At 31.0% G+C, this 26,017-nt stretch carries 24 protein-coding genes; 17 read left to right on the forward strand and 7 right to left on the reverse strand.

The features are described from left to right. Positions 1 to 61: 61 nt before the first annotated feature. The 14 genes from MSM_RS08580 (at position 62) to MSM_RS08645 (ending at position 13,146) form a co-directional block, all read left to right on the forward strand. A complete protein-coding gene (locus MSM_RS08580; RefSeq protein ID WP_011954719.1) occupies positions 62 to 3,085 on the forward strand; it encodes a DUF3344 domain-containing protein in 3,024 nt (1,007 codons plus the stop codon). Between the two features lie 116 nt (positions 3,086 to 3,201). Beyond that, positions 3,202 to 3,912, forward strand: a complete 711-nt coding sequence (locus MSM_RS08585; protein ID WP_004033686.1) for a DUF2162 domain-containing protein — start codon at positions 3,202 to 3,204, stop codon at positions 3,910 to 3,912. Between the two features lie 18 nt (positions 3,913 to 3,930). Then, positions 3,931 to 4,575 carry a MotA/TolQ/ExbB proton channel family protein gene (locus MSM_RS08590; protein ID WP_004033688.1) on the forward strand — a complete coding sequence of 215 codons (645 nt, stop codon included), beginning with the start codon at positions 3,931 to 3,933 and terminating at the stop codon, positions 4,573 to 4,575. 4 nt (positions 4,576 to 4,579) lie between these two features. Further along, entirely contained in the window at positions 4,580 to 4,918 is a 339-nt protein-coding gene (locus MSM_RS08595) for a DUF2149 domain-containing protein (protein ID WP_004035170.1), read from the forward strand. Positions 4,919 to 5,086: 168 nt separating this feature from the next. Next, positions 5,087 to 5,401: a transcription factor S gene (locus MSM_RS08600; RefSeq protein WP_011954720.1), complete on the forward strand. Its 315-nt coding sequence runs from the start codon at positions 5,087 to 5,089 to the stop codon at positions 5,399 to 5,401. 35 nt (positions 5,402 to 5,436) lie between these two features. Further along, the gene (locus MSM_RS08605; RefSeq protein WP_011954721.1) at positions 5,437 to 7,005 is read left to right on the forward strand and encodes a ClC family H(+)/Cl(-) exchange transporter; all 1,569 of its coding nucleotides are present in this window, start codon (positions 5,437 to 5,439) and stop codon (positions 7,003 to 7,005) included. A 2-nt stretch (positions 7,006 to 7,007) separates the two neighbouring features. Next, on the forward strand, positions 7,008 to 7,505 hold the full coding sequence (locus MSM_RS08610) for a nitroreductase family protein (RefSeq protein WP_011954722.1): 498 nt from the start codon (positions 7,008 to 7,010) through the stop codon (positions 7,503 to 7,505). Positions 7,506 to 7,551: 46 nt separating this feature from the next. Then, positions 7,552 to 8,523 (forward strand): methenyltetrahydromethanopterin cyclohydrolase, encoded by a 972-nt coding sequence (gene mch / locus MSM_RS08615; protein WP_004035167.1) that lies wholly within the window; start codon positions 7,552 to 7,554, stop codon positions 8,521 to 8,523. 186 nt (positions 8,524 to 8,709) lie between these two features. Continuing rightward, positions 8,710 to 9,483 carry a DUF4013 domain-containing protein gene (locus MSM_RS08620; RefSeq protein ID WP_011954723.1) on the forward strand — a complete coding sequence of 258 codons (774 nt, stop codon included), beginning with the start codon at positions 8,710 to 8,712 and terminating at the stop codon, positions 9,481 to 9,483. A 77-nt stretch (positions 9,484 to 9,560) separates the two neighbouring features. Continuing rightward, complete coding sequence (locus MSM_RS08625) at positions 9,561 to 10,313, forward strand: DUF4013 domain-containing protein (RefSeq protein WP_011954724.1); 753 nt, start codon at positions 9,561 to 9,563, stop codon at positions 10,311 to 10,313. An 87-nt stretch (positions 10,314 to 10,400) separates the two neighbouring features. Continuing rightward, complete coding sequence (locus tag MSM_RS08630) at positions 10,401 to 11,321, forward strand: DUF4013 domain-containing protein (protein WP_011954725.1); 921 nt, start codon at positions 10,401 to 10,403, stop codon at positions 11,319 to 11,321. After that, entirely contained in the window at positions 11,314 to 11,853 is a 540-nt protein-coding gene (locus MSM_RS08635; RefSeq protein WP_011954726.1) for a flavodoxin family protein, read from the forward strand. The genes MSM_RS08630 and MSM_RS08635 overlap by 8 nt, the downstream gene beginning before the upstream one ends. A gap of 121 nt (positions 11,854 to 11,974) precedes the next feature. Further along, positions 11,975 to 12,331 carry a cyclophilin-like fold protein gene (locus MSM_RS08640; protein WP_011954727.1) on the forward strand — a complete coding sequence of 119 codons (357 nt, stop codon included), beginning with the start codon at positions 11,975 to 11,977 and terminating at the stop codon, positions 12,329 to 12,331. 65 nt (positions 12,332 to 12,396) lie between these two features. Beyond that, positions 12,397 to 13,146: an NfeD family protein gene (locus tag MSM_RS08645; protein ID WP_011954728.1), complete on the forward strand. Its 750-nt coding sequence runs from the start codon at positions 12,397 to 12,399 to the stop codon at positions 13,144 to 13,146. Between the two features lie 29 nt (positions 13,147 to 13,175). On the opposite strand, the gene MSM_RS08650 is transcribed toward MSM_RS08645, so the two are convergent. The 3 genes from MSM_RS08650 to MSM_RS08660 all read right to left on the reverse strand — a co-directional run bounded on the left by MSM_RS08650 (position 13,176) and on the right by MSM_RS08660 (position 15,844). Next, entirely contained in the window at positions 13,176 to 13,991 is an 816-nt protein-coding gene (locus MSM_RS08650) for a DUF4013 domain-containing protein (RefSeq protein WP_011954729.1), read from the reverse strand. Between the two features lie 157 nt (positions 13,992 to 14,148). Continuing rightward, positions 14,149 to 14,913: an SDR family NAD(P)-dependent oxidoreductase gene (locus tag MSM_RS08655; RefSeq protein ID WP_004033717.1), complete on the reverse strand. Its 765-nt coding sequence runs from the start codon at positions 14,911 to 14,913 to the stop codon at positions 14,149 to 14,151. A 229-nt stretch (positions 14,914 to 15,142) separates the two neighbouring features. Further along, positions 15,143 to 15,844, reverse strand: coding sequence for a zinc ribbon domain-containing protein (locus MSM_RS08660; protein WP_011954731.1), 702 nt, complete (start codon positions 15,842 to 15,844; stop codon positions 15,143 to 15,145). A gap of 131 nt (positions 15,845 to 15,975) precedes the next feature. Here MSM_RS08660 and rbr point away from each other — a divergent pair, with 131 nt between their 5' ends. Beyond that, entirely contained in the window at positions 15,976 to 16,521 is a 546-nt protein-coding gene (gene rbr / locus MSM_RS08665; RefSeq protein ID WP_004033725.1) for a rubrerythrin, read from the forward strand. A gap of 77 nt (positions 16,522 to 16,598) precedes the next feature. Here the strand turns inward: rbr and MSM_RS08670 are convergent, their stop codons facing one another. Then, positions 16,599 to 17,297 carry a thymidylate synthase gene (locus MSM_RS08670; RefSeq protein ID WP_011954732.1) on the reverse strand — a complete coding sequence of 233 codons (699 nt, stop codon included), beginning with the start codon at positions 17,295 to 17,297 and terminating at the stop codon, positions 16,599 to 16,601. 312 nt (positions 17,298 to 17,609) lie between these two features. Between MSM_RS08670 and MSM_RS08675 the strand changes: the two genes are divergently transcribed. Then, entirely contained in the window at positions 17,610 to 21,971 is a 4,362-nt protein-coding gene (locus MSM_RS08675; RefSeq protein WP_048058650.1) for a lectin like domain-containing protein, read from the forward strand. Between the two features lie 222 nt (positions 21,972 to 22,193). Here MSM_RS08675 and MSM_RS08680 read toward each other — a convergent pair whose 3' ends face one another. Next, on the reverse strand, positions 22,194 to 23,594 hold the full coding sequence (locus MSM_RS08680) for an NCS2 family permease (protein ID WP_011954734.1): 1,401 nt from the start codon (positions 23,592 to 23,594) through the stop codon (positions 22,194 to 22,196). Positions 23,595 to 24,155: 561 nt separating this feature from the next. Between MSM_RS08680 and MSM_RS08685 the strand changes: the two genes are divergently transcribed. Further along, positions 24,156 to 24,434, forward strand: coding sequence for a winged helix-turn-helix domain-containing protein (locus MSM_RS08685; protein ID WP_011954735.1), 279 nt, complete (start codon positions 24,156 to 24,158; stop codon positions 24,432 to 24,434). A 10-nt stretch (positions 24,435 to 24,444) separates the two neighbouring features. Here MSM_RS08685 and MSM_RS08690 read toward each other — a convergent pair whose 3' ends face one another. Next, positions 24,445 to 24,915 carry an Ig-like domain-containing protein gene (locus tag MSM_RS08690; protein ID WP_011954736.1) on the reverse strand — a complete coding sequence of 157 codons (471 nt, stop codon included), beginning with the start codon at positions 24,913 to 24,915 and terminating at the stop codon, positions 24,445 to 24,447. Between the two features lie 234 nt (positions 24,916 to 25,149). Continuing rightward, a complete protein-coding gene (locus MSM_RS08695; protein WP_011954737.1) occupies positions 25,150 to 25,764 on the reverse strand; it encodes a zinc ribbon domain-containing protein in 615 nt (204 codons plus the stop codon). Positions 25,765 to 26,017: the final 253 nt, after the last annotated feature.

Genomic DNA, 26,017 nt, shown 5'->3' on the forward strand with positions numbered 1-26,017 from the left:
CATTAAACAATTTTTTTCATTGTTTAATAAATTGAATCCTTATAAAAGAGGTTATAGAAAGATGAATGTTAAAAACAAATTTTTTTTTATATTGGTTGCATTGATTGTTGGTTTGTTAACAATTAATGGTGCATTTGCAGAAACAGCTGATTCAATGCCTGAAATTGATCAGGGTACTGTTTCAGGTGATGCAGAATTAATAAGCACAAACCCTTGGAGTACCACAGGAAGTCTTGAATATACAATTCCTGATGGTGTGCAGGAAATTACTTCTGCTAAGGTAATTGTAAATATCTATTCAGGTAGTGGAAATTCGGAAACCTATGCTTTACACTCAAATACTACATTAAACACAGCAGGAAATAGTAAGGTATTGGGATATGAAAATTTAACTTATGTTGGTAATCAGGCTGGTGATCCGAATGTGTATGTGATTAATAATCATACTACAAAACAGTATTCTGATTATCAAATGGTTTATGATGTTTTAGGTGATTTAAAATATTTAGGTCCTAATTCAAAAATTAAAATAGATGTATCTAGCACTCCATTTGAAGGTAAAGCTTTTGATGGACGAATAAAAATGATTGGATTATTTATTGCATATAATGACGGGGACAGCGATAGTATCACATATTGGTTAAATGTAGGAATGTCATGGACTCAGGGCACTGTAAGCAATTTAATTTATACAAAAAATTACACTGGTGACATAGGGGAAGTTAACTTTGAAGCAATAATGTTGTCTAGCAATAACGGAGCATATAAGTTTAATGATAATCAACTGTTTATTCCAGAAGACACTATTGTGAAAGATTATTATATATATAATAAATGGGATGTTACAGATTATTTCCAAAAAGGTGATAATAGTGATTTTACATATTCTGCATTATCTCAGGGATATGGTTCTATTAAATCAAGTGTTCAATTACTTAAAGTGATTAACAGAGAATCTCCTGTGGTTACTACTAATATTGCTTCAGAATATAAAAATTCTATTTATGCTGGTGTTACTAATAATTTAACTATTACAGTTAACAGCATTAACAAGGATTTAACTAATGTAACTGTTTATGTTTATGATAATGGCCGTGTTGTTGGTTCTTATTTGGTTGATTTTGTAAAAGCTAATTCTTCCAAATCAGTAAATATAATAGATTCTTTTATTAGACCAATTGATGAAAATACTGTTTTAGGAAACAATAATACCAATGTTGTTTACAGAGTTATTGTTGAAGATAAAAACGGTATTTTAAATGACACCAACAGCAGTAATTTTATGGTGGTTTATAACGGTAATTTAGGAAAAGATTTGGCATATCCTGCCATGAATGCTACAATTACACGTGTTTATGATATTACTGGTGATGTAATTATTTTAAATAAAGATGATTCATCATATTTAGGATCCAAAAGTACAAATGGAAGCGACACATGGAATATTGATTTTAAAGGGGAGTTAAAAGAAGGATTGTTATATGTTTCATATAATTGGAATAAGCAAGCTGATGTAAGTGATTGGATAGTTACTTTCAATAATAAAATCATTACACCAATTGCCCATTACCGTGACCAGTCTAATTTAGGAGCATACGGCAAACACGGCTACGGACTTGCAGTTTATAATGTTACAGATTTAATCAATAAAGGATTAAATACTTTTACTTTAAATAAAACAAGTGGTTTAACTGCTGTTTATCCAAGTTCTTTATTACTTTTAACTAATAATGAAAATGGTGCTAGTAAAACTGTTTATATGAGTGAAGGTGCAGATTTACTTTCTAAAACAAATAATAAAAATTTGGATGTCGGAGCTTATACTAAATTTAACATTGACTCCACTTCAATGATTAACTCCACATTATATGTTTTTGCAGCAGGCGGACAAAAAAATGAAGGAAACATTGTTTTTAATGGTGAAATAAAAAGTGATGTATGGAATAAGACTTCAAATTCAATTGATTATTATACTTTCAACACCGATGGTTTAACTAAAGACAATAACACTGTATTTTTCCAGTCTACAGGTTCAACTATTCTTGCATTACATCAGATACTTGTTGTAGAACGTGAAAACATACAGTTAGCAGTTGAAGATCTTGAAAAATATTATGGCGGATCAGAAAGACTTAATGCTACTTTAAAAGATGGTGCTGGAAATCCGATAGCTAATAAAACCATTACATTTACTGTAAATGGTAAAAAATACAATAAAACAACTGATTCCAATGGATTTGCATCATTGGCAATTGGCCTAATGCCTGGAACATATGATGTAACAACAATGTACGGCAATATGTCTGTTTATTCAAAAGTTGTTGTTAAAACCACTATTGAAGGTAAAGACCTTGTTAAAATGTATAAAAATGAAACTCAATTCTTTGCAACTTTCTTAGGTACTGATGGCAAACCGTTATCTAACATTGATGTAACATTTAACATTAATGGTGTATTTTACACACGTCAAACAAATGAAAATGGTGTAGCTAGGTTAAATATTAATTTAAGACCTGATGTGTATATTTTAACTGCTATTAATTCAGTTACTGGTGAAAGTAAAGGATTTAATATAACTGTTAAATCTTTAATTGAGTCAAATGATTTAACCAAGTACTACAGAAATGATTCTAATTTTGAAGTAAAAATTTACAATAAAGACGGAACTCTTGCAATAAACAAAGAGGTTACATTTAATATTAATGGTGTATTCTATCAAAAAACCACAGACAGCAATGGTATAGCCAGGTTAGGCATTGCTTTAAGACCTGGAAATTATATAATCACCACTATCGTTGACGGTCTGGATATAGGTAATAATATAAATGTATTGCCGACTTTAGTAACAAGTGATCTTTCCATGAAATATCTTGACGGCAGCAACTTTACTGTGCAGACATTAGACGGTCGGGGCAATCCGTTAGCTAAGCAAAATATATCATTTAATATAAATGGTAGATTCTATTACAGAGTAACTGATGATGAAGGTATGGCGTCATTGAATATAAGATTAATGCCTGGAGAATATATCATTACTTCATATTGGAATGATTTCGAAGTTGGAAATACAGTAAAAGTAGATTAAAATTTAAAAGAGAATTTTACAATTCTCTTATTTTTTTAAAATAAATTTTATATAGTTTAAAGTAGAAATGGTAAATACGTAATTAATGTATTATTGATTATATTGAGGAAATAAATATGGATATGATGAGTGTAATGTGGCAATTTGGTGTACTGGCTGCCGTAATCATATTTGGAATAAAAATTGGTTTGGCGTCTGGTCTTGCTAACTTGTCAAAAAAATTATTTGCATGTATCTGTGTCGGTTATGGCGGTGGTGTTTTATTATGTACATATGTTGCATCATTCTTTGCTGAACAGATTACTGAAGCTATTTATAGTTATAATACTGTTTTTTATATAATTATGGCATCTATCATGATTATCGCGGGATTGTTTACTATAAGAGAATGGAAAGTTCATGATAAAAATACAACTACTGCTACCTGTTTAGCGGTTGTTGCTCCTTGTCCATGTTGTTTTGGAGCGATTATTGCTTCTGTTTTAATTGTAGCACCTACTGTAGGTTTTTCATTTATGGGTTTAAGTAAATATGTTGCAGCAGCATTGTTAGTTGTTATGATTGTAACCTATTTTGTATCCAATACTATCATTAAATTTATAGATAAGCCTTATCCTATTGTATTGGGAAATTTCATGTTATTTTTAGGTGCTTATTTCTTGCTGTCAGCTATTGTAATACCAAGTATTGCCCAAGCAATGCAGGGGCAATTTGGCGGAGTAACTATGATTGATTCTCAATCTTTAATTTTAATTTTAGTTGCTTTAGTTGCTTTAGTGATTGTAGGTGTAGTTTTATATAAAAGAAGTGATAATTTATTAAAATAAATATTTAGGTGATATTAAATGAGTTCAATACCTGGTACAGAATATTTAAGCGGAGCTTTAAATGTTATATCTCAAAGTTTAACAATTCCTGTAATGGTTTTATTATTAATAATTGCTGTTGTTTCTGTTATTGCTTTAGGTGGATTCATATCTGAATACACATCAATGAAAAAAGTAGGTGTCGGAAAGATAAGGGATTTAATATTTAAAATTAATACAGCAGCTTCTGTTGATGATTTGATGAATGTTATATCTGGTTCCGATATTCCAAAATCTCAAAAGAAAGTTTTAACTGAGATTGCAAAATCAGAAGCACTAGATAGTGATTCTAGAGAAGCTTTAGCTCGTAAATTAGTAGAACATGAAGAAGAAAAAATTGATAAAAGTTTAAGAAATACAGATATTATTACCCGTGTCGGACCAACATTAGGATTAATGGGTACTTTAATTCCATTAGGTCCGGGTCTTGCAGCATTAGGTGCTGGAGATGTAAATACCCTTGCAGATGCATTAACTATTGCATTCGATACTACTGTTGTGGGTATCGGTTCCGGTGCTTTATGTTATTTTATTTCTAAAATTAGAAGAGGTTGGTATGACCAATATCTTTCTGATTTAGATGCGTTATCTGATGCAGTTCTTTTTTTCATGAATAAACAGTGATTTTATGGTTAGAAGAAAACAAAGAAGGAGAAAATCTTCTGATGATGACATAGATCCTATGGCAGGTACAACAAACCTTGTTGATGCAATGCTGGTTCTTGCATTAGGTTTTTTAATATTTGTTGTAATTAGTTGGAATATGCAAAGCGTTATTTTTTCCGACATGAGCCAAGATCAAAAGCAGGCAGTTATGGAATCTATGAAACAGGTTTCAGAAGTTACACAAGGTCAAGAATTAAATGATACTCCAGACACATCTCAAAGTTCTGGACAAGGTTTCACTGAGCTGGGAAAAGTTTATAAAGATCCATCGTCAGGGAAGCTGATTATGGTAGAGGGCTAATCCTTCTACATTTAACTTCTTTTTTTTAAAATTTTAATTTATCAGTATTTCTTTAACATTTTTACATAAAAATTAAGCAATATTTTCTTCTTATTCTGTCAGTAGCATAAACATAATAAATTATAAATACTCAATCAATTAAATAAAATAAGATAAGGTGATTAAGTAATGGAATTTTGTCCTGAATGTGGAGCTATATTACTTCCTATGAATAAAAAATTAAAATGCAAGTGCGGATATGAAAGATCTTTATCTGATGAAGTTAAAGACCAGTATGAAGTTAAGGGAGAAACAAATCCTAAAGCAGAAGTAATAGTTACTGATAATAAGAATGTAGCATTGCCTACTACAACAATTACATGTTATAAATGTGGCGGAACTAAAGGTTACTGGTGGACAGTACAAACAAGGTCTGCAGATGAAGCTCCAACAAATTTTATCAGATGTGCAAAATGTGGAAACACATGGCGGTCATCTAACTAATTTTTTAAATATTATTAGGTATAAAGTATTATACTATGAAAATGCTTCAAAAGACATTAAGGTCAGTTGTAGATAATCCGAAACATATTTTCAAACTGGCTGTTCAGGGAATATTTGTAGGTATTTTTGCCGGAATAATGGTTTGTTTATATAGATTTCTTTTATACTCATCAGAAAGTATTTTAAGAAATTTTTTGGAATTCATCAACGGAAATATCTTTTTAATTATAGCATGGTTTATCATATTAGCTATTTTAGGATTATTTACAGCTTTTTTAGTAAAATGGGAACCTGATAGTATTGGCAGTGGTATTCCGCAAATCAATGCAGAGGTTAAAGGTTTTTTAAACACTAACTGGTTGAAAATTTTAACAGCTAAGATTAGTGCCGGAGTCTTAACTGCACTGGGTGGTCTGTCTTTAGGTCCTGAAGGTCCTTCTGTTCAAATAGGAGGAATGGCCGGAAAGGGAATCTCCAGAATTTTTAAGGAATCAAGAACAGATGAACTGAGACTTATTTTAGCCGGTTCAACTGTAGGTATTACAGCGGCTTTTAATGCTCCGTTAGCTGGAGTGATTTTTATAATTGAAGAAATCAATCATAGTTTTGATAAAACACTAATTTTTATAGCATTGACTGCATCAGTTGTTGCTGATTTTATATCCAAATCATTTTTTGGACAGGCAACAGTTCTGAATTTCCCATTACATAATCTTCCGCTGTCATCTTACTGGCTTTTGATTGTTTTAGGACTGCTTTTAGGTATTTTAGGTTATGTTTACAATGTTGGAATGATTAGGGCAAATGACAGATTGGCTAAAATGTCTAATATTCCACTTGAAATTAAATTCATATGTGTATTTTTAATATCTGGTGTTGTAGCACTATTTATTCCTGAAATTCTTGACGGAGGACATTTCATGCTGGATATGCTTGATGTAGCTATTCCGCCATTAGGTATTTTGATATTTTTACTTGTAGCCAAATATCTCTTTTCAGTGGTGTCTTTTTCAGCAGGAACTCCTGGAGGAATATTTTTGCCTCTACTGGTTTTAGGAGCATTTATTGGAGCTATTTTTGGTTCTGTTGTAATTCCTATTTTTGGTCTTGAAAGTTATTTGATATACAAGTTTATTGTTATTTCAATGGCCGGATTTTTTGCAGCTACCGTAAGGTCTCCGATTACAGGGGTTGTTTTGCTTTCTGAAATGTGCGGATCAACAGAATCTCTGGTAGCTATGCTGATTGTAGCTATTATTGCATATGCTGTTCCTATGCTGCTGAATAACCGTCCGATTTATGAGTCTTTATTTGAAAGATTACTGGCTAAAAATAATCATGATTTTATAAAAGACCATTCAAAGCATATTTTATCGGAATATGTTGTTCCTTCTGGCTGGAAGTATACAGGTAAGCCAATTAAGGATATTCCTTTTCCTAAAGGATGTATTGTAGTTTCAATTACCAGAGGTGGAGATTATATACTGGCTGATGAGGATATTACTATAAATTATGCAGATCAGATTCATATGCTGATGGACAGTAAAAATTATCCTTTTAAAAATGATGAAATGGGTGAATTAATGAGTAAGGTGATACAGTGAACATGATATTTAAAAGAAAGAGCGTTAGAAGTTTTACTGATGAGAAAGTTAGTACAGATAAAATAAAAAATTTAATCAGGGCAGGAATGCAGGCTCCTTCAGCTTTCAACTCCCAGCCATGGGAATTCATTGTGGTATCTGATAAAAAGGATTTAAAAGCTGTTTCTAAAATGAGCAGATATGCAAGACCAGCTGAAAATGCTCAAAAACTGATTATTGTTTTGGGAAATACGAAAAGGGATAATGTTGTTATGCCTATGATTCAGCAGGATCTGTCTGCCTGTACACAAAACATACTGCTTCAGGCAGTTGCTGAGGGTCTGGGTGCAGTATGGTTAGGATTTTACCCGATTGAAGATAGAGTAAATAGTTTAAGGCAGTATTTTAATATTCCAGAACATATTATTCCATTTTCAGTAATAGCTATTGGTTATCCTAAAGAAAATAAAGAACCTGAAAGCAGATATGATGAATCTAAGATTCATTTAGGTAAATATTAATAGTAATAAAAATATATTTTATTTTAGTAAATTATGAGGTTAAATAATGGTAAGTGTAAACTTAGAAGCTAAAAAAACCGTAGATGTAATGATTGAAAAACAAGATGAATTAAACATTGCTGTTAGTCAATTGTCAAATGGTGCTACAATCATTGATTGTGGTGTAAATGTTGATGGAAGTTTTAAAGCAGGTGAACTTTACACTAAAGTTTGTCTTGGTGGTCTTGCTGATGTTGGAATTTCTATTCCTGGTGATTTATCTGAAAAATTCGCTCTTCCTTCAGTAAAAATTAAAACTGATTCTCCAGCTATTTCTACATTAGGATCTCAAAAAGCAGGATGGTCTGTATCTGTAGGAGATTTCTTTGCACTTGGTTCTGGTCCTGCTAGAGCAATCTGTAAAAAACCGGCTGAAACCTATGAAGAAATTGGTTATGAAGACACAGAAGCTGATTTAGCTATTTTAACTTTAGAAGCTGATGTATTGCCTGGTGAAGATGTTGCACAATACATTGCTGATGAATGTAATGTAGATGTTAAAGATGTTTACTTACTTGTAGCTCCTACCTCTTCTCTTGTTGGTTCTATCCAAATTTCCGGAAGAGTTGTTGAAAACGGAACCTACAAAATGTTGGAAGCTATTAAATTTGATGTAACTAAAGTAAAACATGCTGCAGGTATTGCTCCTATTGCACCAATTGACCCGGACGGACTTAAAGCTATGGGTAAAACTAACGATGCAGTTTTATTTGGTGGAAGAACTTACTACTATGTTGAATCTGATGAAAATGATGATATAGCTGATGTTGCAGCTAAATTACCTTCCTCTGCAGCTGACGGATATGGTAAACCATTCTTCGATGTATTTAAAGAAGCTGAATTTGACTTCTACAAAATCGATAAAGGAATGTTTGCTCCTGCAGAAGTAGTTATTAATGATTTAACTACTGGTAAAATCTACAAGGAAGGATATGTAAACGTGGATTTACTTAAAAAATCCTTTGGTGTAGACAACTAAATTTAATTATCTTTTATCAGATAACTTTTCTTCTTTTTTTATTTTTTCTGGTTTGTTTGAGGCTTTTTTTAAGTTTTCCCGAATATTTTATACAATATGTTTAAATACTTATTTTTCAATAAATAAATATTAACTCACAGTTTGAGTGATTTTTATTTAAATTAATTTAAAAAGGAGGACTTTAAAATGAGTTTAACTGAGATTTTCAATGATTCTTTAAAATATCCATTTTCCGATATGACCAAATTTTGCATAATTGGTATTGTAATGGTTGTATCTTCATTAGGTTCTTTAGAAATTGGAAATGCAATAATTTCTTCTGTTTTAGGTATTGTTGCTGCTGTAGCATCTATTATAACCTCAGGATATAGTGTAAGTGTTGTAAAAAAGGCTCTTGTAAAATCTGATGAAATTCCTGATTTGGATTTGCGGGAAAATATTATTGACGGGTTAAAAATGATAGTAATGCTTATTGTATACTACATTATTCCGATAATAATAACTCTTATTGTAGCTTTTGCAACTGGTTTCTTTAATCAGTATATTGAAGTTGCAACTTATGCTTCCCAATATGGTTCTAATTTTGTAAATATGGTTTCTGAAGATTTAATGATGTCTTTAGTAAGTTCTGCAGCAATAACTATTATTATAGGTATAATATTGCTTGTTATTTTCTCATTATTATTTTATATGGGAATTTGCAGACTTGCCAAGTATAACAGTTTGTCTGAAGGTGCTGATATTCCTGAAGCAGCTCGTGATTTAAAAAGGATTGGTATAGGTAAAGTTATTGGTTGGATGATTTTATTATTTGTCATTGTAGCTATTCTTACCTTTATTGAAACATTTATTTCATCAATTCCATCTGTCGGTATTTTAATTTCAGCATTTTTAATTTCAACATATAATTTATTTATTGCATACAGATCAGTTGGTTTATTATATTCAGCTATTGAATAAAACCAATTTTTTTTCTTTTTTTTACGATTAATTTTAAATAGTTAATTATCAATATTATTTCATTGAGAGTGTTTTAGATGAATATAAGTGAGATTTTTAGTGATTCATTTAAATATCCGGTTAGTGATATTAAAAAATTTGCAATATTCGGTATTGTTGTTGTTTTAGCTACTCTTAATGTTTCAATAGCTAACAGTTCAGTTTTACAGATAATTTTAAATGTTGTTTCATTTGTTGCAATTATTTTAATTTTAGGCTATGGGTTAGATGTTGTAAACTATGCTTTTAGGAAGTGTGATGATCTGCCTGATTTTGATTTTAAAACAGGCTTTGTCAATGGTTTAAAATTATTTGTAATTCAGTTTTGCTACTTTATAGTTCCATTAATTCTTGTATATATTACAGCTTATTTTTCCGGATTTTTACAGTCTTTGGCAGGAATAATAAAATCATATTATGAAACTGGCATCTATTCAATTTCAAATTCATTTTTAACTTCCATGTCAATTACAGTTGTTACAGCAATTGTGCTTTTTGTAATTTTCATGTTGTTTTCCAGTATTGGAATGGCCAGATTATCTAAATATGATGATATTTTTGAGGCAGTAAATATTTCTAAAGTTTTTAAAGATTTAAAGAAAATAGGAATAGCTAAAAGCATCGGATGGTTAATTTTACTGATGATTGTTGGCTTTATCATAACTCTTGTCGGAGCTGGAATTTCAGTGATTATTCCAGTTGCAGGTTCTATTATTGCTTCATTTATTGTTATGTCCTATTTCTATCTGTTTTATTACAGATGTGTTGGTTTATTATATTCAAATATATAAACCATTTCTTTTTTTAATCTAAAATTTAATATAGCTTTACTGTTAAATAGTTACATAGAATATTTTTATTTTTAGAGGTTGTTTAATATGGATTTGGGAGAAAATATTAAAAAATCATTTGCATATCCTTTATGTGACTATAACAAGTTTGCAATGATTGGAGTTTTGAGTGTTTTTTCTGTTTTGTATTCAGTTTGTTCTTCATTTGCAGGGAATAATCCTGGCGTAATTGTTATATCTGTTTTGATTAGCTCTATATTTTTCGTATATCTTATGGGATTTTCTGTTTCTGTAATTGAATGTGGGATAAATCTTGAAGAAAAGATTCCTGATTTTAAAGTAGGCAGGGATATTTCAAACTTTTTTAAATATCTTGCTTTAAGTATTGTTTATGGGATTGTTCCTGGAATTATTATTTTTATTACAATTCTTGGAAGCGGGATATTAAAAATATTTACTGATATCTCTCCTTATATTCAATATGGAAATACAGATATTCCTCCAGATTTGCTTTCCAGCTTCATGTTTGCTTTTTTGATTATTCTTTTAGTAACAGTTGTTGTAACAGTTATTCAGTCAATTTTTACTAATTTGGGAGTTGCAAGAATGGCAGCTAATAACAGTTTTTCTGACGGATTGGACTTCTTTGAAGTTTTTAATGATATCGGAAAAATCGGCTGGTTTAAAACTGTTGGATGGTTTATTGTATTATGTGTTTTAAATATGGTATTTTTCATGATTTCAATGGGAATTATGATGATTCCATATGTTGGAGTTATTCTAGCTGCATTTTTCATGATGACATTTATGAAATTATTTAATTCATATTCAGTAGGATTATTATATTCTGATGCTTATAAAATCAGTAAAACTCAGGAAGATATTAAAGAAATTCCGAAAGCTGAAAACATCAGTGAGGAAAGTGATGTTTTAGATGAATATGAAGAAATCAGCAAAGATAAAAAGGAAGATACAATAGACAGTATGTATGGTGAAAAAGATGAGTAAGAAAGTAGTTATATTGCACGGCAGTCCACGTGTAAGTGGAAATAGTGATATATTAGCTAAAGAATTTAAAAAAGGATCAGAAGATGCAGGAAATGAAGTTAAAAAAATTTCATTTCCAATGAGATTTATTAATTATTGTAAAGGCTGTTTAGGCTGTGTATCTTCTGGAGAATGTGTTATTCATGATGATATGTCAGGGATTTTGGAAGATATGGTAGATGCAGATGTTATTGTATTTGCAAGTCCTATTTATTTTAATACAATTAGCGGACAAATGAAAACAATGATTGACAGATTAACTCCAAAAGCCAGGCAGTTAAATGATAAGGATTATTATTTCTTATTTTCCGCAGCTAGTGATAATCAAAAATCATTGGAACCTGCAGTTTGTGAATTGAGAGGATTTTTAAATTGCATTGGTGTTGAATCTGAAAAAGGCATTGTTTTTGGTTTGAATGCTGAAAGTGAAGGTGAAATTAACCATAATGAAAATGCTTTAAATCAGGCTTTTGAATTTGGAAAAAACAGTTAATTTTACTGTGATTGATTTCACAATTTTTCACTCTTTTTTATAGTTAACTTCGCTTTAAATACTTTTTTTAAAGATAGTATTAAATATTGTTTAAAACATAATATATAATAAGGTGAAGTAAATGAAATTTAAAATAACCATTAATGATAATGAGTATCATGCAGATATGGTGGACTGTGATTTAGTAAATCAGATAGCTGATATGTGCCCTTTTGAAGTTACTTTCAAACAGCATCGCAATCAGGAGTACTTCACTAAATTGCCAAGTCAGGCTAATGATGATGGCTGTCCATTAACTACAACTATTTTAAAGAATAAATTATACTATTATCAGCAATGGAATGCATTTGTCATCGTTTATGAAGATACAAATGTCAGTCCTTACGAATTAACCTATGTTGGTGAATTTGATGAGGATGTTAGTGAATATCTTCAGGAAGCAGGAAGAAACATTTTTGTTGAAATGGATGCAGAATAACTCTATTATTAAAAAGCTATATTACATATGTTGTATATAAATAGTATGTGATGTGGTGATTTTTTATGGAGATTACTATAAATTTAAAAACAGTTTCTACAATTGTAGCTATTGTAGCTGTAATTATTGGCATAATTGAAGGGTTAAATGTTTTTAGTTTATCTGGTCTGGTTCCGGATTTTGTATTTTACGGATCTTTAGCAATAATTATAGCTATTTTAGGTCTTTTGGGAGTTTATATTTCTAAAATGGATATTAGAATAGCTGCAATTCAATATATAATTCTTGGTCTTGGTCTTTTTATAGCTATTGGCTATTATGGCGTGATTGGTTGTGTCATATTTATTGTTGCTGGTGTTTTAGCTATTGCTGAATATGTACAAACTAAAGAGGAAGTTACACCAGACAAAAAGCTTTTTTTAATTCCTGTTTTAACTATTGTCATAATTGTTTTGTTTTTGCTTGCCAGTGCAGGGTTAGGTGTTTTAGATAGTATGGCTGCTTCAGATTCTGTATCTTTCAGTGGTTTGAGTGTTGCTATATCTAATGATTATGGTGTTACCTCCGGTGATTTGACAGGAACATTAAATGTTGATAAGGATTTTGATTACTTGGAAGTTAAAGTTCGTTTTTATAATTCCAATAATTTAACATTATATGAATCATATGCATATACCGGAAGTAATGTTCATCCTGGAAAATATTCAGTTGATGCATTTTATTATGGAAATGAAATGCCTACAAAAGCAGTAATTGAAGTATATAATGAGGTTAATGGTGACCCGATTCATACCCAAAATGTAAATATTAATTAAATGTTATCCAAGTAGGATAACACTTTTTTTTATTCTTCAACTGGTTCATAAATCAGACCGATTCCGCGGGTTTTAAATAATTCGGCTAATGCAATTATCAATGAAAATATGAGGTTTGTAAGGAAAAACATTGCCCACCAGAGAGGTTCCGGTGATGTAAGTGTATTTATTCCTGAAGTTCCAATAATCATCATAGCTATCATGGTGATTGCAAACAGCACAAATGCAATTACACATTCTATTATCAGCAGTCCGATATAGAATAAAACATATCTTGCAGGGCCTATTGTCATGATTACTTCTTTTATTTCTTTAAAGTCAAATGCTTTTTTGAAGTTGTCATGAGCAGCCATATTTGATAGGCTTATGAAACTTACAAAATATAATATGATTGCCAATATCAGGGATATTGTTGCTCCGGCAGTTTGGATTATTCCTCCGGAGATGTTGTCTAAAAATGGGGTAGTGGTAACAGCCAGTATTATTATGGGGACTGCAAAGTATACGAATTTAACAAGAAATATTTTTACTCCGTTTATTAGCATTTCTTTCAGGTTATTAAATTCAGGCACTTTATCTGTTCCGTTAATCATTCCATGTGTTGAGATTTCCAGTATTCTGTATTCATATCCTAAAAATAAAAATATTGGTATTAATGTTAGTAATGAAGGTACAATTAAACTGGCGAATTTTAAATTTAAATTAGCATCCTGATAATGGATTAATATTAAAATATATGCCATCCATATGATAAAAGTTGAAAATAATGTTAGTCCAAAGTAAAGTAATGATTTTGAGTTTTTAATTGAGTATTTAATGCTGTCATTGTATATGTCAAGTATCATTTTTTTCCTCCAGTATTTGCAGCAACTATGTAAAATATATGTTACTTATGTAAAATTAAGTTTACATCATATATAAATGTATGGTTTATGTTACATATCTGGAGTAAAATTTTAATGTAGAAAAAAAGTTTTAAAAGAAAAGAAATGAATCTTTTCTTTATGGTCTTAAACCGGATCCGCCTTGGAGAGTTATTGTTTCTCCGGAGATATAGCTTGCAGCTTCAGATGCTAAAAATAAGCAGGTTCCACCAATATCTTTTTCAGCATCACCAAATCTTTGTAATGGTATGCCTTGTATTGTTTTTTCATAAATTTCAGGATATTCTTCCCTCCACTGTTCTAATTGGGCAGTCATTACAAGAGGACATACAACATTGATGTTGATTCCGTCGCAACCCCATTCTGTTGCAGCTACTCTTGACATACCTCTGATTCCTTCTTTTGCAGCAGCATATGATGACTGTCCGTCTCTTCCAAACAATCCTGCACCAGATGCAAAGTTGATTACAGAACCTTTGCTTTCTTTAAGATATGGATAAGCATATTTCATAAAATTAAACACTGCATATAATCCGGAGTTAATTGCTAAATCAAAGTCTTCTTTTGTATGTTCTACAAGTTTTAATCCGGATTTGGAAGCTTGTGCATTGTTTATTAATACGTCAATTCTTCCATATTCATCAGTAATCTGTTTGATTGCATCTTTTACCTGGTCTTCATATCCGCCGTCAGCTACAATAGGCAATACTTTTACATCATATTTGTCTTCAAGTTCTTCTTTTGCTTTTAAAAGTGTGGATTCAGTTCTACCTGTAATTGCAAGGTTTGACCCTGCTTTTGCAAATGCTGTAGCTATACCAAATCCAATTCCTTTTCCTCCACCAGTTATTATTGTTACTTTTCCACTCATATCGTTGTTAATAAATACTCGCCTCTTAACATAAATATAACGAAGTATATTTATCACGATTTATAATATGCTTTTTGTATTATATAAAATTTGCTTATTGATTTTTATTAAAAGGGATTGTACTGATTTATTTTCATCAGTGGCGGATTATGTGTCTTATTTAATTTTATAGGATAAAATTTAAACATATGTTTAAAAAAAGTAGAACAATTTTATAAAAAAGTAAATTAAAAGATTTCTATTAAGACTGTGTGGTGTTGTTGTCATTTGAGAAATCTGCTTTGTTTCGGTCAAAATCACCTGTAGCTTCTTTTATGGCATTGCCGTCATGTATGATTTCAACTTTGACATGATCTATTGCTAAATATTTGGGACTGTTGTAAAATGCAAAACAGGAACCGTATTCGCTGTTGTCTACAGTATTTAACCCTTCAGTTGTAGAAGCTAATGCATTTCCATTACTGTCATAATATGTTGTTTTCAGAAGGTAACCCTGGGTATTTGACGGAAGATTGCTAAATATAGCATTTACATTGTAATAATAATCGCTTTCCTCACCGGTTGCTGAAATATCAGTAATGGTTATTGAGATGCTGTCGGGATTGTAAAATATATTGCTGCTGAAAATAGCCAGTCCTATAATTATAATAACTATAACTGCAACAGGAATTAATATTTTGTTTTTAGGAAGGTTAAATGAAGCTTTGTCGCTAAATATTTTAGAATCCATATCATTATTTGATTTAGTTTTATCTGGAGCTTCATTAAATAATATTTCATCTGCATCTTTTTTAGGAGTTTCAGCTTCTTCAGTTTTCATAACTTCTTTGGGAGTTTCTTCATCTGTATGATTATTGTCAACTAAAACAGAATATCCGCATTCATTACAAAATTGTGCATCATCAGGCAGTTCATTTCCACATTTCGGACAATATTTGCTCATTTTGTTTTCACCTCTATTATAAATTGAATCTGTATTAATATGTATATAATTTGTTATTGATATTTGTTTTTAAAATTTTTCGAAAAATTTATTTATTATTAATGTTTATTTTTAATTAAGAGGTTTTTTATATGGTAGAATTAAAAGGAACAAAAACTGAGGCAAACTTGAAAGCAGCTTTTGCAGGAGAGTCACAGGCACATACTAAATATGAATACTATGCAAGTCAGGCAAAAAAAGATGGCTATGTTCAGATTTCCAATATTTTTTCAGAAACTTCACACAATGAAAAGGAACATGCTAAAATCTGGTTTAAACTATTGCATGGAGGCAGTATTCAGGATACAGCATCCAATCTTAAAGATGCGGCAGAAGGTGAAAATCATGAATGGACAAGTATGTATCCGACTTTTGCAAAAGAAGCTAGAGAAGAAGGATTTGATGAAATAGCTTACTTATTTGATGCAGTAGGAGCTATTGAAAAAGAACACAACGAACGTTACGATGTTTTACTCAAAAAAGTTGAGGAAGGCAGCGTATTTGTAAAAGAAGAAGAAATTATCTGGATTTGCGGAAACTGCGGACATATTTTCAAAGGAAAAGAAGCACCTGAAAAATGTCCTGTCTGCGCTCATCCAAAAGCATACTTTGAAAAAAAGGCAGATAATTATCTCTAGATTTTTAAAATCTGGACTTTTTTCTTCTTTTTTTTATTGTAAAAAGGATTTAAATTTAAAAAAAAGTTAAAATTTAGCTATTTGTTAATAGCTATTAATTTTTTAGCAGCTTTCATATCATTGCTGTAGATATGGCCGCTGGTGGAGTGGTAATGGATTCCTCCGAAGTTTACTTTTTCACCTAATAACTCTTTATTAAGCTCTTCTTTCATTTTAATTCCGATATATGTTATAAAAAACATATTTGAATAGAAAGCTCCAAAGATGTCGTTGGACCTGAATAAGCAGTGGATTGTTAATTCATTGTTACGGACAATACATTGCAGGAACTGTAAACATGGAATGTCTTCACGGTCCTGATCCAATTTAGGGTCATATGTAACAGCTACTGCACGGTTACTTCCAATTGCATGCAACATTCTTTTTTTCATCACTTCAAACTGGTCAACATCAAAATGAGCCAATATTCGGTTTGGATAAGTGTATACAAAACCCTGATCGTCACTGTTTTCAAATGACTTAACATATTCATAGAGTGCATCACTTTTAATAGGACAGCCTTCAATATCGTACTTTCCTGATTTGATTTCGTTTAGCATCATATCAGTAGTCATATGCTGGTATTTTGCCACAAATTTCAAGTTTAACGGATCATCAATTACGTAAAAATTACCTAAACTTTCTTTTAAATGGTGGTTGCTGTCTTTATATGTTTCCTTTCCCTGGTTTAAGATTTTTTTAACAAAATCCAAATAACATTGATTGATAGATAGCATAATAAAATAATTCCTTATAATTAGTTATTTTAATTTTAGTTTCTTTTATGATATAAATTTAAATATTTTTGTTTATAAATAAATTTATAATTAGATTTATTAAAATATGCTTAATTGAAATATAGTTTACATCGCTATTTTATTTATGATGGTACTTATGTAATTATATGATAATTTTTGTATATTGCCTTTATTTTCGAAATAAATGTTATATGTGTATTTATATTAGTAAATCTAATGTATTATTGTATAAAATTATATTCCATATATATTTATACGATATTATAAAATTAAATTTTGGAGGAACAAAAAGTGGTCAAATGTGTTAATAAGTCAATTGTACTTTTTTCGGTATTTTTGTTATTATTAATGATTGTTCCATCTGCTTTTGCTAGTGATGCTGTTGATAACCAGACAGTCATTAGCAGTGATGAACAGATTGAAATTTCTGCTGTTGATGACGGTGGAGTTATTTACAGTCATGGTGAAGATACTAACGTTCTTACAGGTTCTAATGATATATATTTCAATGCATCTGCTGAAAGTGACGGGAGAGGAACACAATCCAGTCCATACAAGTACCTGCAGTATAACAGATTAACTTCAGGCTGTACTGCCCATTTCGCAGACGGTACTTATGAGCTGGATTCTAAAAAAGGAATATATTCTTCCATGACTTTCATGGGTCAGAGTGCTCAAAATACTATCATTAAGTTTAATGGTATTGCTTTTAATGTTGGAGATGGCTATACTTTAACTTTAAAAGATTTAACATTGGATCATGCAACTGTTAAGAATTTGGGTACTGTTAGTGCAACTAATGTAATATTTAAAAACGGTGTAGCTGTTGATGATACTTCTTACGGATATGATAATGCATACGGAGGAGCTATCTACAATTATGTCAGTACTGATTATTACGGTTATGTGACTAATGTGCCTAAAAATACATTGTATAATTGTACATTTCTAAATAACAGTGCGATGTATGGGGGAGCCATTTATCTGCCTTACGGGGAATTATCTCTTTCAAATTGTAAGTTTATTAATAACTCTGCACATTGGTTTGGCGGAGCTATAGCTTCTGATAAGGATTCTAAAATTTCTGTTGTCGGCACTGTTTTTGAAAACTGCCGTTCTGTAGATGATGCAGGAGGAGCTATTTATGCATTTTCTACTGATCTGGAAGTTAGAGACAGTACTTTTAATAATTGTTCTGCAAACTTTGCAGGAGCTATCTGTAGTTTAAATTCTGAAATTTTAATTTCTTATTCTAATTTTACAAATAATCTTGCAAGATATGAAGGTGGAGCAGTATATAAAATGTATGGTTCAGGAACTGTTATAAAGTCCAACTTTACTAAAAATGCTGCTTTAAACGGAGGCGCATTATTTAGCGATAACTGTACTTCTTTTGAAATTAAAAACTCTGAATTTGCATCAAATGCAGCAACAGGATTTGGAGGAGCAATATTTTCCAATGCAAATCCTAAACTTACAGTTGATGGAGTTACATTTACTGACAATAAAGCCAGTTACAATGCCAACATGTTAAATCAGTCTAATTTCAGTCCTATTGTATCAAGCACCAATAATTACTCATTATTTGTTTACAAATCATTATTTAATGGTACATTGCCTGCAAGATATAATTTAGCTGAAAATGGTTTTGTAACTGATGTTAAAAATCAGCAGGATTCAGGTAACTGCTGGGCATTTGCAGCACTTGCTTCACTTGAAACCTGTGTTTTAAAAGCAAGCAATAAAACATTTAATTTTTCTGTGGAAAACATGAAAAATTTAATTGAAATGTATTCTGCCTACGGCTGGAAAATGGAAACTAACGAGGGTGGATATAACGGAATGCCGATGGGTTATTTGGCTAGCTGGTTAGGTCCGGTTAATGCTACTTTGGATCCATTTGATGATAAGGGAACTTTATCTCCGCTTTTAGACAGTGAAATGCATATTCAAAACATTTATGTTTTGCCTGCACGTACAAGTTACACTGATAATGATGCTATAAAAGAAGCTATTTTAAAATACGGCGGATTATATGCTTCATATTATCACTCAGCAGGTTATCTTAATTCTAAAACTAATGCTTATTATGATCCATACACAGGTAATGGAAACCATGCAATTACTGTAGTTGGCTGGGATGACGATTATTCAAAAAATAATTTCTATACTGCTCCTGCAGGTGATGGTGCATTTATAGTTAAAAACAGCTGGGGAAGTTCCTGGGGAGATAATGGTTACTTCTACATTTCTTACTATGATAGAGTTTTATTTGCTGTAAATAAAGATAATCAGGCATTTACCTACATTTTAAATGATACTGTAAGATACACCAAAAACTATCAGTACGATGTTGCAGGAATGACTGATTACTTAATAACCGGTAAAAAAACTGTATGGTATAAGAATATTTATAATGCAACAGGTAATGAGGCAATTGCTGCTGTATCAACATTCTTCAATACAACTGTTGATTACGAAATTTCTATTTATGTAAATGATGTATTGCAGCTTACCCAAAACGGCAGACATGAAGGAAGCGGGTATTATACTATTCCATTAAAAGAATATGTTCCTGTAGCTGTTGGGGATATCTTCAAAATTGTTGTAAAACTTGCAAATCCTCAAAACGGATATGCTGCTGTTCCTATTTCAGAACAACTTTCAACAACCAGATGTTATTATGCTCCAGGTGTATCATACTTCAGTAATGACGGTAAAAAATGGACAGATTTATATGATTACTCAGCTTCAGCTTATAGCCACACATATAATTCTCAGGTAGCCTGTCTTAAAGCATTTACTGTTGCTGATATGCAGAATACAACAGTTACTTTAAATAACATTGCTCCTAAAGTTCAGGAGTTCAGTGAAATTATAGCTACTGTAACTGACGGTAAAGGCAAAATGGCTAAAATCGGTGAAGTTATTTTCAGCATTAACGGAACTAATTATACAGCTGGTGTAGTTGACGGTGTTGCAAAGATTAATGTATACTTTGATGAAGTTGGAGATTATGTAATTTCAGCTAACTATAAAAATAACGGATTGTATAACGGATCTTTCGTTCAAAAAACCGTCAGCGTTACCAAAACCGATGTTAATTTAACTGCTTATATTGGCGATATTGTTTATGGTGAAAACCCTATTGTCAGTATTAATGTAACTTCAGTAGCTGGTGTTAATGTAACAGGTGATGTTGTTTTAACAATCAGCGGCAAAAAATATATTGTTAATGTTGTCAACGCTTTGGCTGTATTTGAAATACCTGAAATGTTGGATGCCGGAGAATATCATATTGATGTATCTTATTTGGGCAGTGAAAAATATAATACTGCTGATGGCACTGCTGATTTTACAGTAGCTAAAAAAGAAATCACCATGAATGTAACTATAGATAAAGATTACAGAGACATAACAGTAAATGTTAACTTGTCTGAAAAACTTGATGGAAATTTAACAGTTCTTGTAAATAATACACCTTACACATTATCTTACACTAATGGAACAGGTTCATTAATATTTAAAAACTTAACTTATGGAAATTATACAATCAGTGCAGTTTTCACAAAAGATAACTACCAGACAGTTAATGTATCTGAAAATGTTGAAATAAACTCCATCAAAACAGTTTTAGAAGCAGAAAATGTTGTAATGTATTATAAAGACGGCACAAGATTTGCAGTTGTCCTGAGAGATATTTACGGCAATCCGTTAGCTAATATGAATGTAACCATTTCAATAAACGGCAGAAACTATGTTAAACAAAGCGATGAAAATGGTACTGCTTCTTTAGGCCTTAATTTGGAGAGTAAAAATTATACTGTTGTTACCACATTTGGCGGAAATTCCAAATACTTCGGAACCCGTTCAAACAATACAGTATCTATTTTATCAACACTTATCAGTAAGGATATAGTTAAATACTACAGAAACGGTACACAGTTCTATGCAACTGTTCTGGATTTCAAGGGAAATCCGTTAGCCAATACAACTGTTATGTTTAATATAAATGGTGTATTCTACAATAAAACCACTGATGAAAATGGTACTGCTAAATTAAATATCTGGCTAAGGCCTGGAAAATATATTATTACAATATTTAATTTGGTTACTGGTGAACAGGCAGGCAATAATGTCACTGTATTGTCTAAAATTGTTGAAAATTATGACCTGGTTAAATACTATAAAAATGCTTCAAAATTCTCAGTTAAAATCTTAGACAGTCAGGGATATCCTGTTGAAGGAACTATTGTAACATTCAACATCAACGGTGTATTTTACTACAAAGAAACTGATGCAAATGGTATAGCCAGTTTAGCTATTAATTTAAGACCTGGAAAATATGTAATTACTACTATGTATGGTCAGTATGATGTAGGAAACAATGTTACTGTTCTGCCGACATTACAAACTAGCGATTTAAAAATGAAGTATCTTGATGGTTCAGCATTCAATGCAAGAGTTGTAGACGGTCAGGGAAATCCATTAGCTAATCAGATTGTTACATTTAATGTAAATGGTGTGTTCTATAATAAAGTTACAAATGATGAGGGTATTGCATCCTTAAACATTAGGCTAATGAAAGGGGAATACATCATTACTTCAATATACAATGGATTTGAAACCGGAAATACAATTAAAATTCAATAAGGTTTTTTAAATAAAACCTTTTTTTCTTTTTTTGTTATATAATTTATTTTAAATATATGTATTTGCAATAGGAATTATCTTATTTTCAACAGTTGCTTTAAAATATTTGCAATGTCTTTAATTAAATAAGCTAATTTTTTAATAACTTATCATTTAATTAGCTGATTTTGCAATTTAATTAATAAAAAAATTTTGACAAAAAATAAAAAAAAGTTAGAGTTCTTACATTATGAACTCTAAAACCATATAAATGAATAAAAGTGCAAATAAAATCCACATTGCTTTGGATATTTCTTTTGCTTTACCGAATAAGACTTTAACAATAACAAATGCAAATACACCTGCAATAATACCTGTTGTAATACTTTGGGTAAGTGGAGTTACAATAATGGCAGCAAGTGCAGGAATCAGATCAGAAAGATTGCCTGTATCAAGGTTTTTGTACAGTCCGCACATTAAGATACCTACAACAACAAGTGCAGGAGCTACTGCAAAGGTTGGGATGATTGTAAATATCGGTGCAAACGGAATTGCAAGCAGGAATAAAATACCAACTACAATAGCTGTAAGACCGGTTCTTCCTCCTTCCATAATACCTGTAGAACTTTCAATGTATGTAACTACAGGTGAAGTACCTAAAACGGACCCTATAATAGGTCCGAGTGCATCTACACTTAAAACCTTTTTAAGTCTTGGCAGTTTGCCGTTTTCATCATATCCGTCAACTTTTGTTGTAAGTGCAGTTAAGGTTCCCATTGTATCAAATAAAGAGATTACCAGAAATGTGACGGCAATGATTATAAAGTCAATAAATGCTCTTACTCCGGTAAATACTCCGCTAGCTTCTCCGAATTTAAATGCAACATTACCAAGTGATCCGCCCAGATTGCTGTTGATTATAGCTGTTGGTATTAATGACTGGTCAGGTAAAACAGGACATCCTGCCAGTTCTAAAACAACTCCGATAATGTATGTTGCAATAATTCCGATTAGAATGTTTCCTTTTACATTTTTCTTCATTAAAACCATTATGATGACAAAACAGATTAATGCCAAAAGGTTTCCGAGAGTAAAAATAGTTGAAGCGCTTCCAAGTCCTATTAGCTGTGTGGCCCAGTTTGCATCTCCGATATTTATTACCTGTGAAGAGTATGACAGGATTCCGAGGTTGCTTAAACCTAATGCAAGGATAAATAAACCTATACCTATTGATATACCGAATCTTAAAGAGTCAGGAATTGAATAGAATAATTTTTCACGTAGGGAAGTAAGTGAGATAACCAGAAAGATTATACCTGAGACAAAGATAGCTAAAAGTGCATATTCCCAGCTGTATCCCATAGTAAGTACTACGGTATATGTGAAAAATGCGTTAAGACCCATTCCTGCAGCCAGTGCATATGGGTAGTTTGCTATATATCCCATCAATATTGTAGCTATTGCAGCTGAAAGTGCAGTTGCAATAAATACTCCTTGTATGTCCATTCCAGTTTCACTTAACATTGCAGGGTTTACAATTAATATGTAAGCCATAGCCAGAAAAATTGTAATACCTGCAATGATTTCAGTTTTCACGTCTGTATTATTTTCTTTAAATTTAAAAAAAGCATCTAACTTAGACATATTATTATCTTTTTTAAATAATGCTTTATAAGTTTTTATATTTAAGTTCAGTTTCTTTCGGTTTTTTTAGGCTGTATATTCAAATTGTAATTTATTTTTAGCATTTATATTCATTTTTAATTTGCTTATTTAAAATTTGTTTCATTTTCTAATTTCTTCAAAATATTCTTCGGGTTTTGTCAAAGTATTACTGGCTTTTTTTGAACAGCTTCGGGAATTGTACAATTGTGTTAAAATTAATAGAATATATTGTGTTAATATAGAGATATTCTTGTAATATTCTAATTATTATATAGTTGTCTGCAAAAATAGTATTGTTTTGTTTAATTTTACATTTTTTAGATAAAGCTTAAATTTGTTTATCATATCAGCAATTTTCAAATGAATTTTTAGTTGTTTTTATATAAATAATATCTAAAACATGGACAATTTATCATATCTTATAAGACAATATTACCACAAAGTATATATTACATGCTAATATAAAATATAAAGCAAGGTGCAGATTATTAAAAATTAGGTCTTATTTTTAAAAAGCAACTTTGAAAAAATGTGGTAACTGTGAATAGCAATGATGAATTATTGAAAAAATGTAGCTATGTTGCAATTTCTAGCTACAGGCGAAAAGTACTGGAAACCTTAAAAAACGATGTCAAAATACCAACAAAAATCAGTGAAGAATCAGGAGTAGGAATAAAACATGTCAGCAATGTACTGACAGATTTAAAAGAACACAACCTAATAGTCTGCATTAATGAAGACGCCCACAAAGGTCGTCTGTATCGTCTGACTGATGAGGGTAAAAATGTTGTCAGTATGATTGGAGAAATGGGATGGTAAACTCCTTTTTTTAAACAGATGTAAACCCGTCTCCGCCCATTATCCATTTTTTACCATTTGAATCTTCAACCAGTGCAGATTCCATGTCTCCCATATAATTGTATTCAACAATTCTGTATTTTTTTCTTTGAAGAATTTCATCTAAACTTTGGGTTTCTCCGGTTTTCAGGATAAAAGTATGATGAGCAGCTGAAGTATTTTTATGGTGAATGTTTATTTCATACCTGATTTTAATGCCATACTCTCCTGCAGGAACATTGCTGGTTTTCAGGACAGCTATTCCATTTTCATCAGTTGTAAGGTTAAAGGAATTTGATCCAAATGAAATGGAAATGTTCTGATTAGCTATCGGATTTCCTTTGGAGTCACATAACTCTACACTGTATGCATCACCGTCTTTAAGAGTGTCTGATGATTTTACACTGAAGCCGGTGCTTTCATGAGTATCTATGCAAATAACTGATATAAATACAATCCCCAAGATAATTGCAGCAGCTGCTAATATTTTTACCAGGTTTTTTCATTCATGCTTGTTATTTTTATACTTTTTAATAACAATATTTAAATACTAATTAAACACAATATTATAACATAGACCTGATTTAATAATCTGCACCAAAATTATTAAAGTTATGGCAGGTCTTTGTAGGAAGTATGTTTCTAAAAATGTACTCCTACTTAAAATTCAACAATAAATGAATAACTGATTATAATTTTAATCATAACCTTCTGATTCCAGATAATCATCAATATCAGGATTGTCTCCGTATTCATAGTGGTCATAATACCAGTCTGGATCATTTTTGGCAAGTGTATCGGGTGATGTATCCACTCCTCTGTAATGTGATGAAGGGCTCTCATAGCTGTAGCTTACATAGTTGGATGTGTCTGAATCATCTGAAGGATAGCTGTCTGTTGATGAAAAGCTGATGAGACTGTTGAGGGTTAGGATTAAAATTGCACATATTATTAAAATAGCTATTATCTTATTTTGCTGATTCCAGTTTTTAAAATCATTAATCGGATTCGGACTGGAATTTCTGTTGGCAATTTGAACATCGTTATATACTTCATAAAATCCGTAAACCCAAACCAAAACGGATAAAATGCCAAATATATTTGAAAAAAATGCCAAAGCAGCAAAAAGTACTCTGAGTATCAGTAATGTTAATCCTTTTTTGGTATTTCCTGCATAGATTGAACCAAGTCCTGTCAGTATAAATGTCAGTACCAGTGCAATGTATATGTTTTTGTTTTTTATTTTCTTTCCGCATTTGGAACAGAAAGTTGCATTATCTGCAAGTTCACATCCGCAGTTATTACAAATCATCTTTTTAACTCCTTATGGTGATTATTCAATTTTTGATATATAACTTTTTTTAAATAATTTTAGTAATATTTATATACAATAAAGATACATAATTGTTATTAACGTGTTAGAATTAATGGATTATATAATGTTTTAATTAATTTCTGAATTGCTGAAAAGTTATTATCGGTCCTTAAAATCAATTAAAAAAATTTATATGTTTATTAATAAAAAGTTGATTAGCTTTAACATTGCAGAAAACCATCTATTAAAA

Source organism: Methanobrevibacter smithii ATCC 35061 (assembly GCF_000016525.1).
In the GTDB taxonomy this organism is placed as follows: Archaea; Methanobacteriota; Methanobacteria; order Methanobacteriales; family Methanobacteriaceae; genus Methanocatella; species Methanocatella smithii.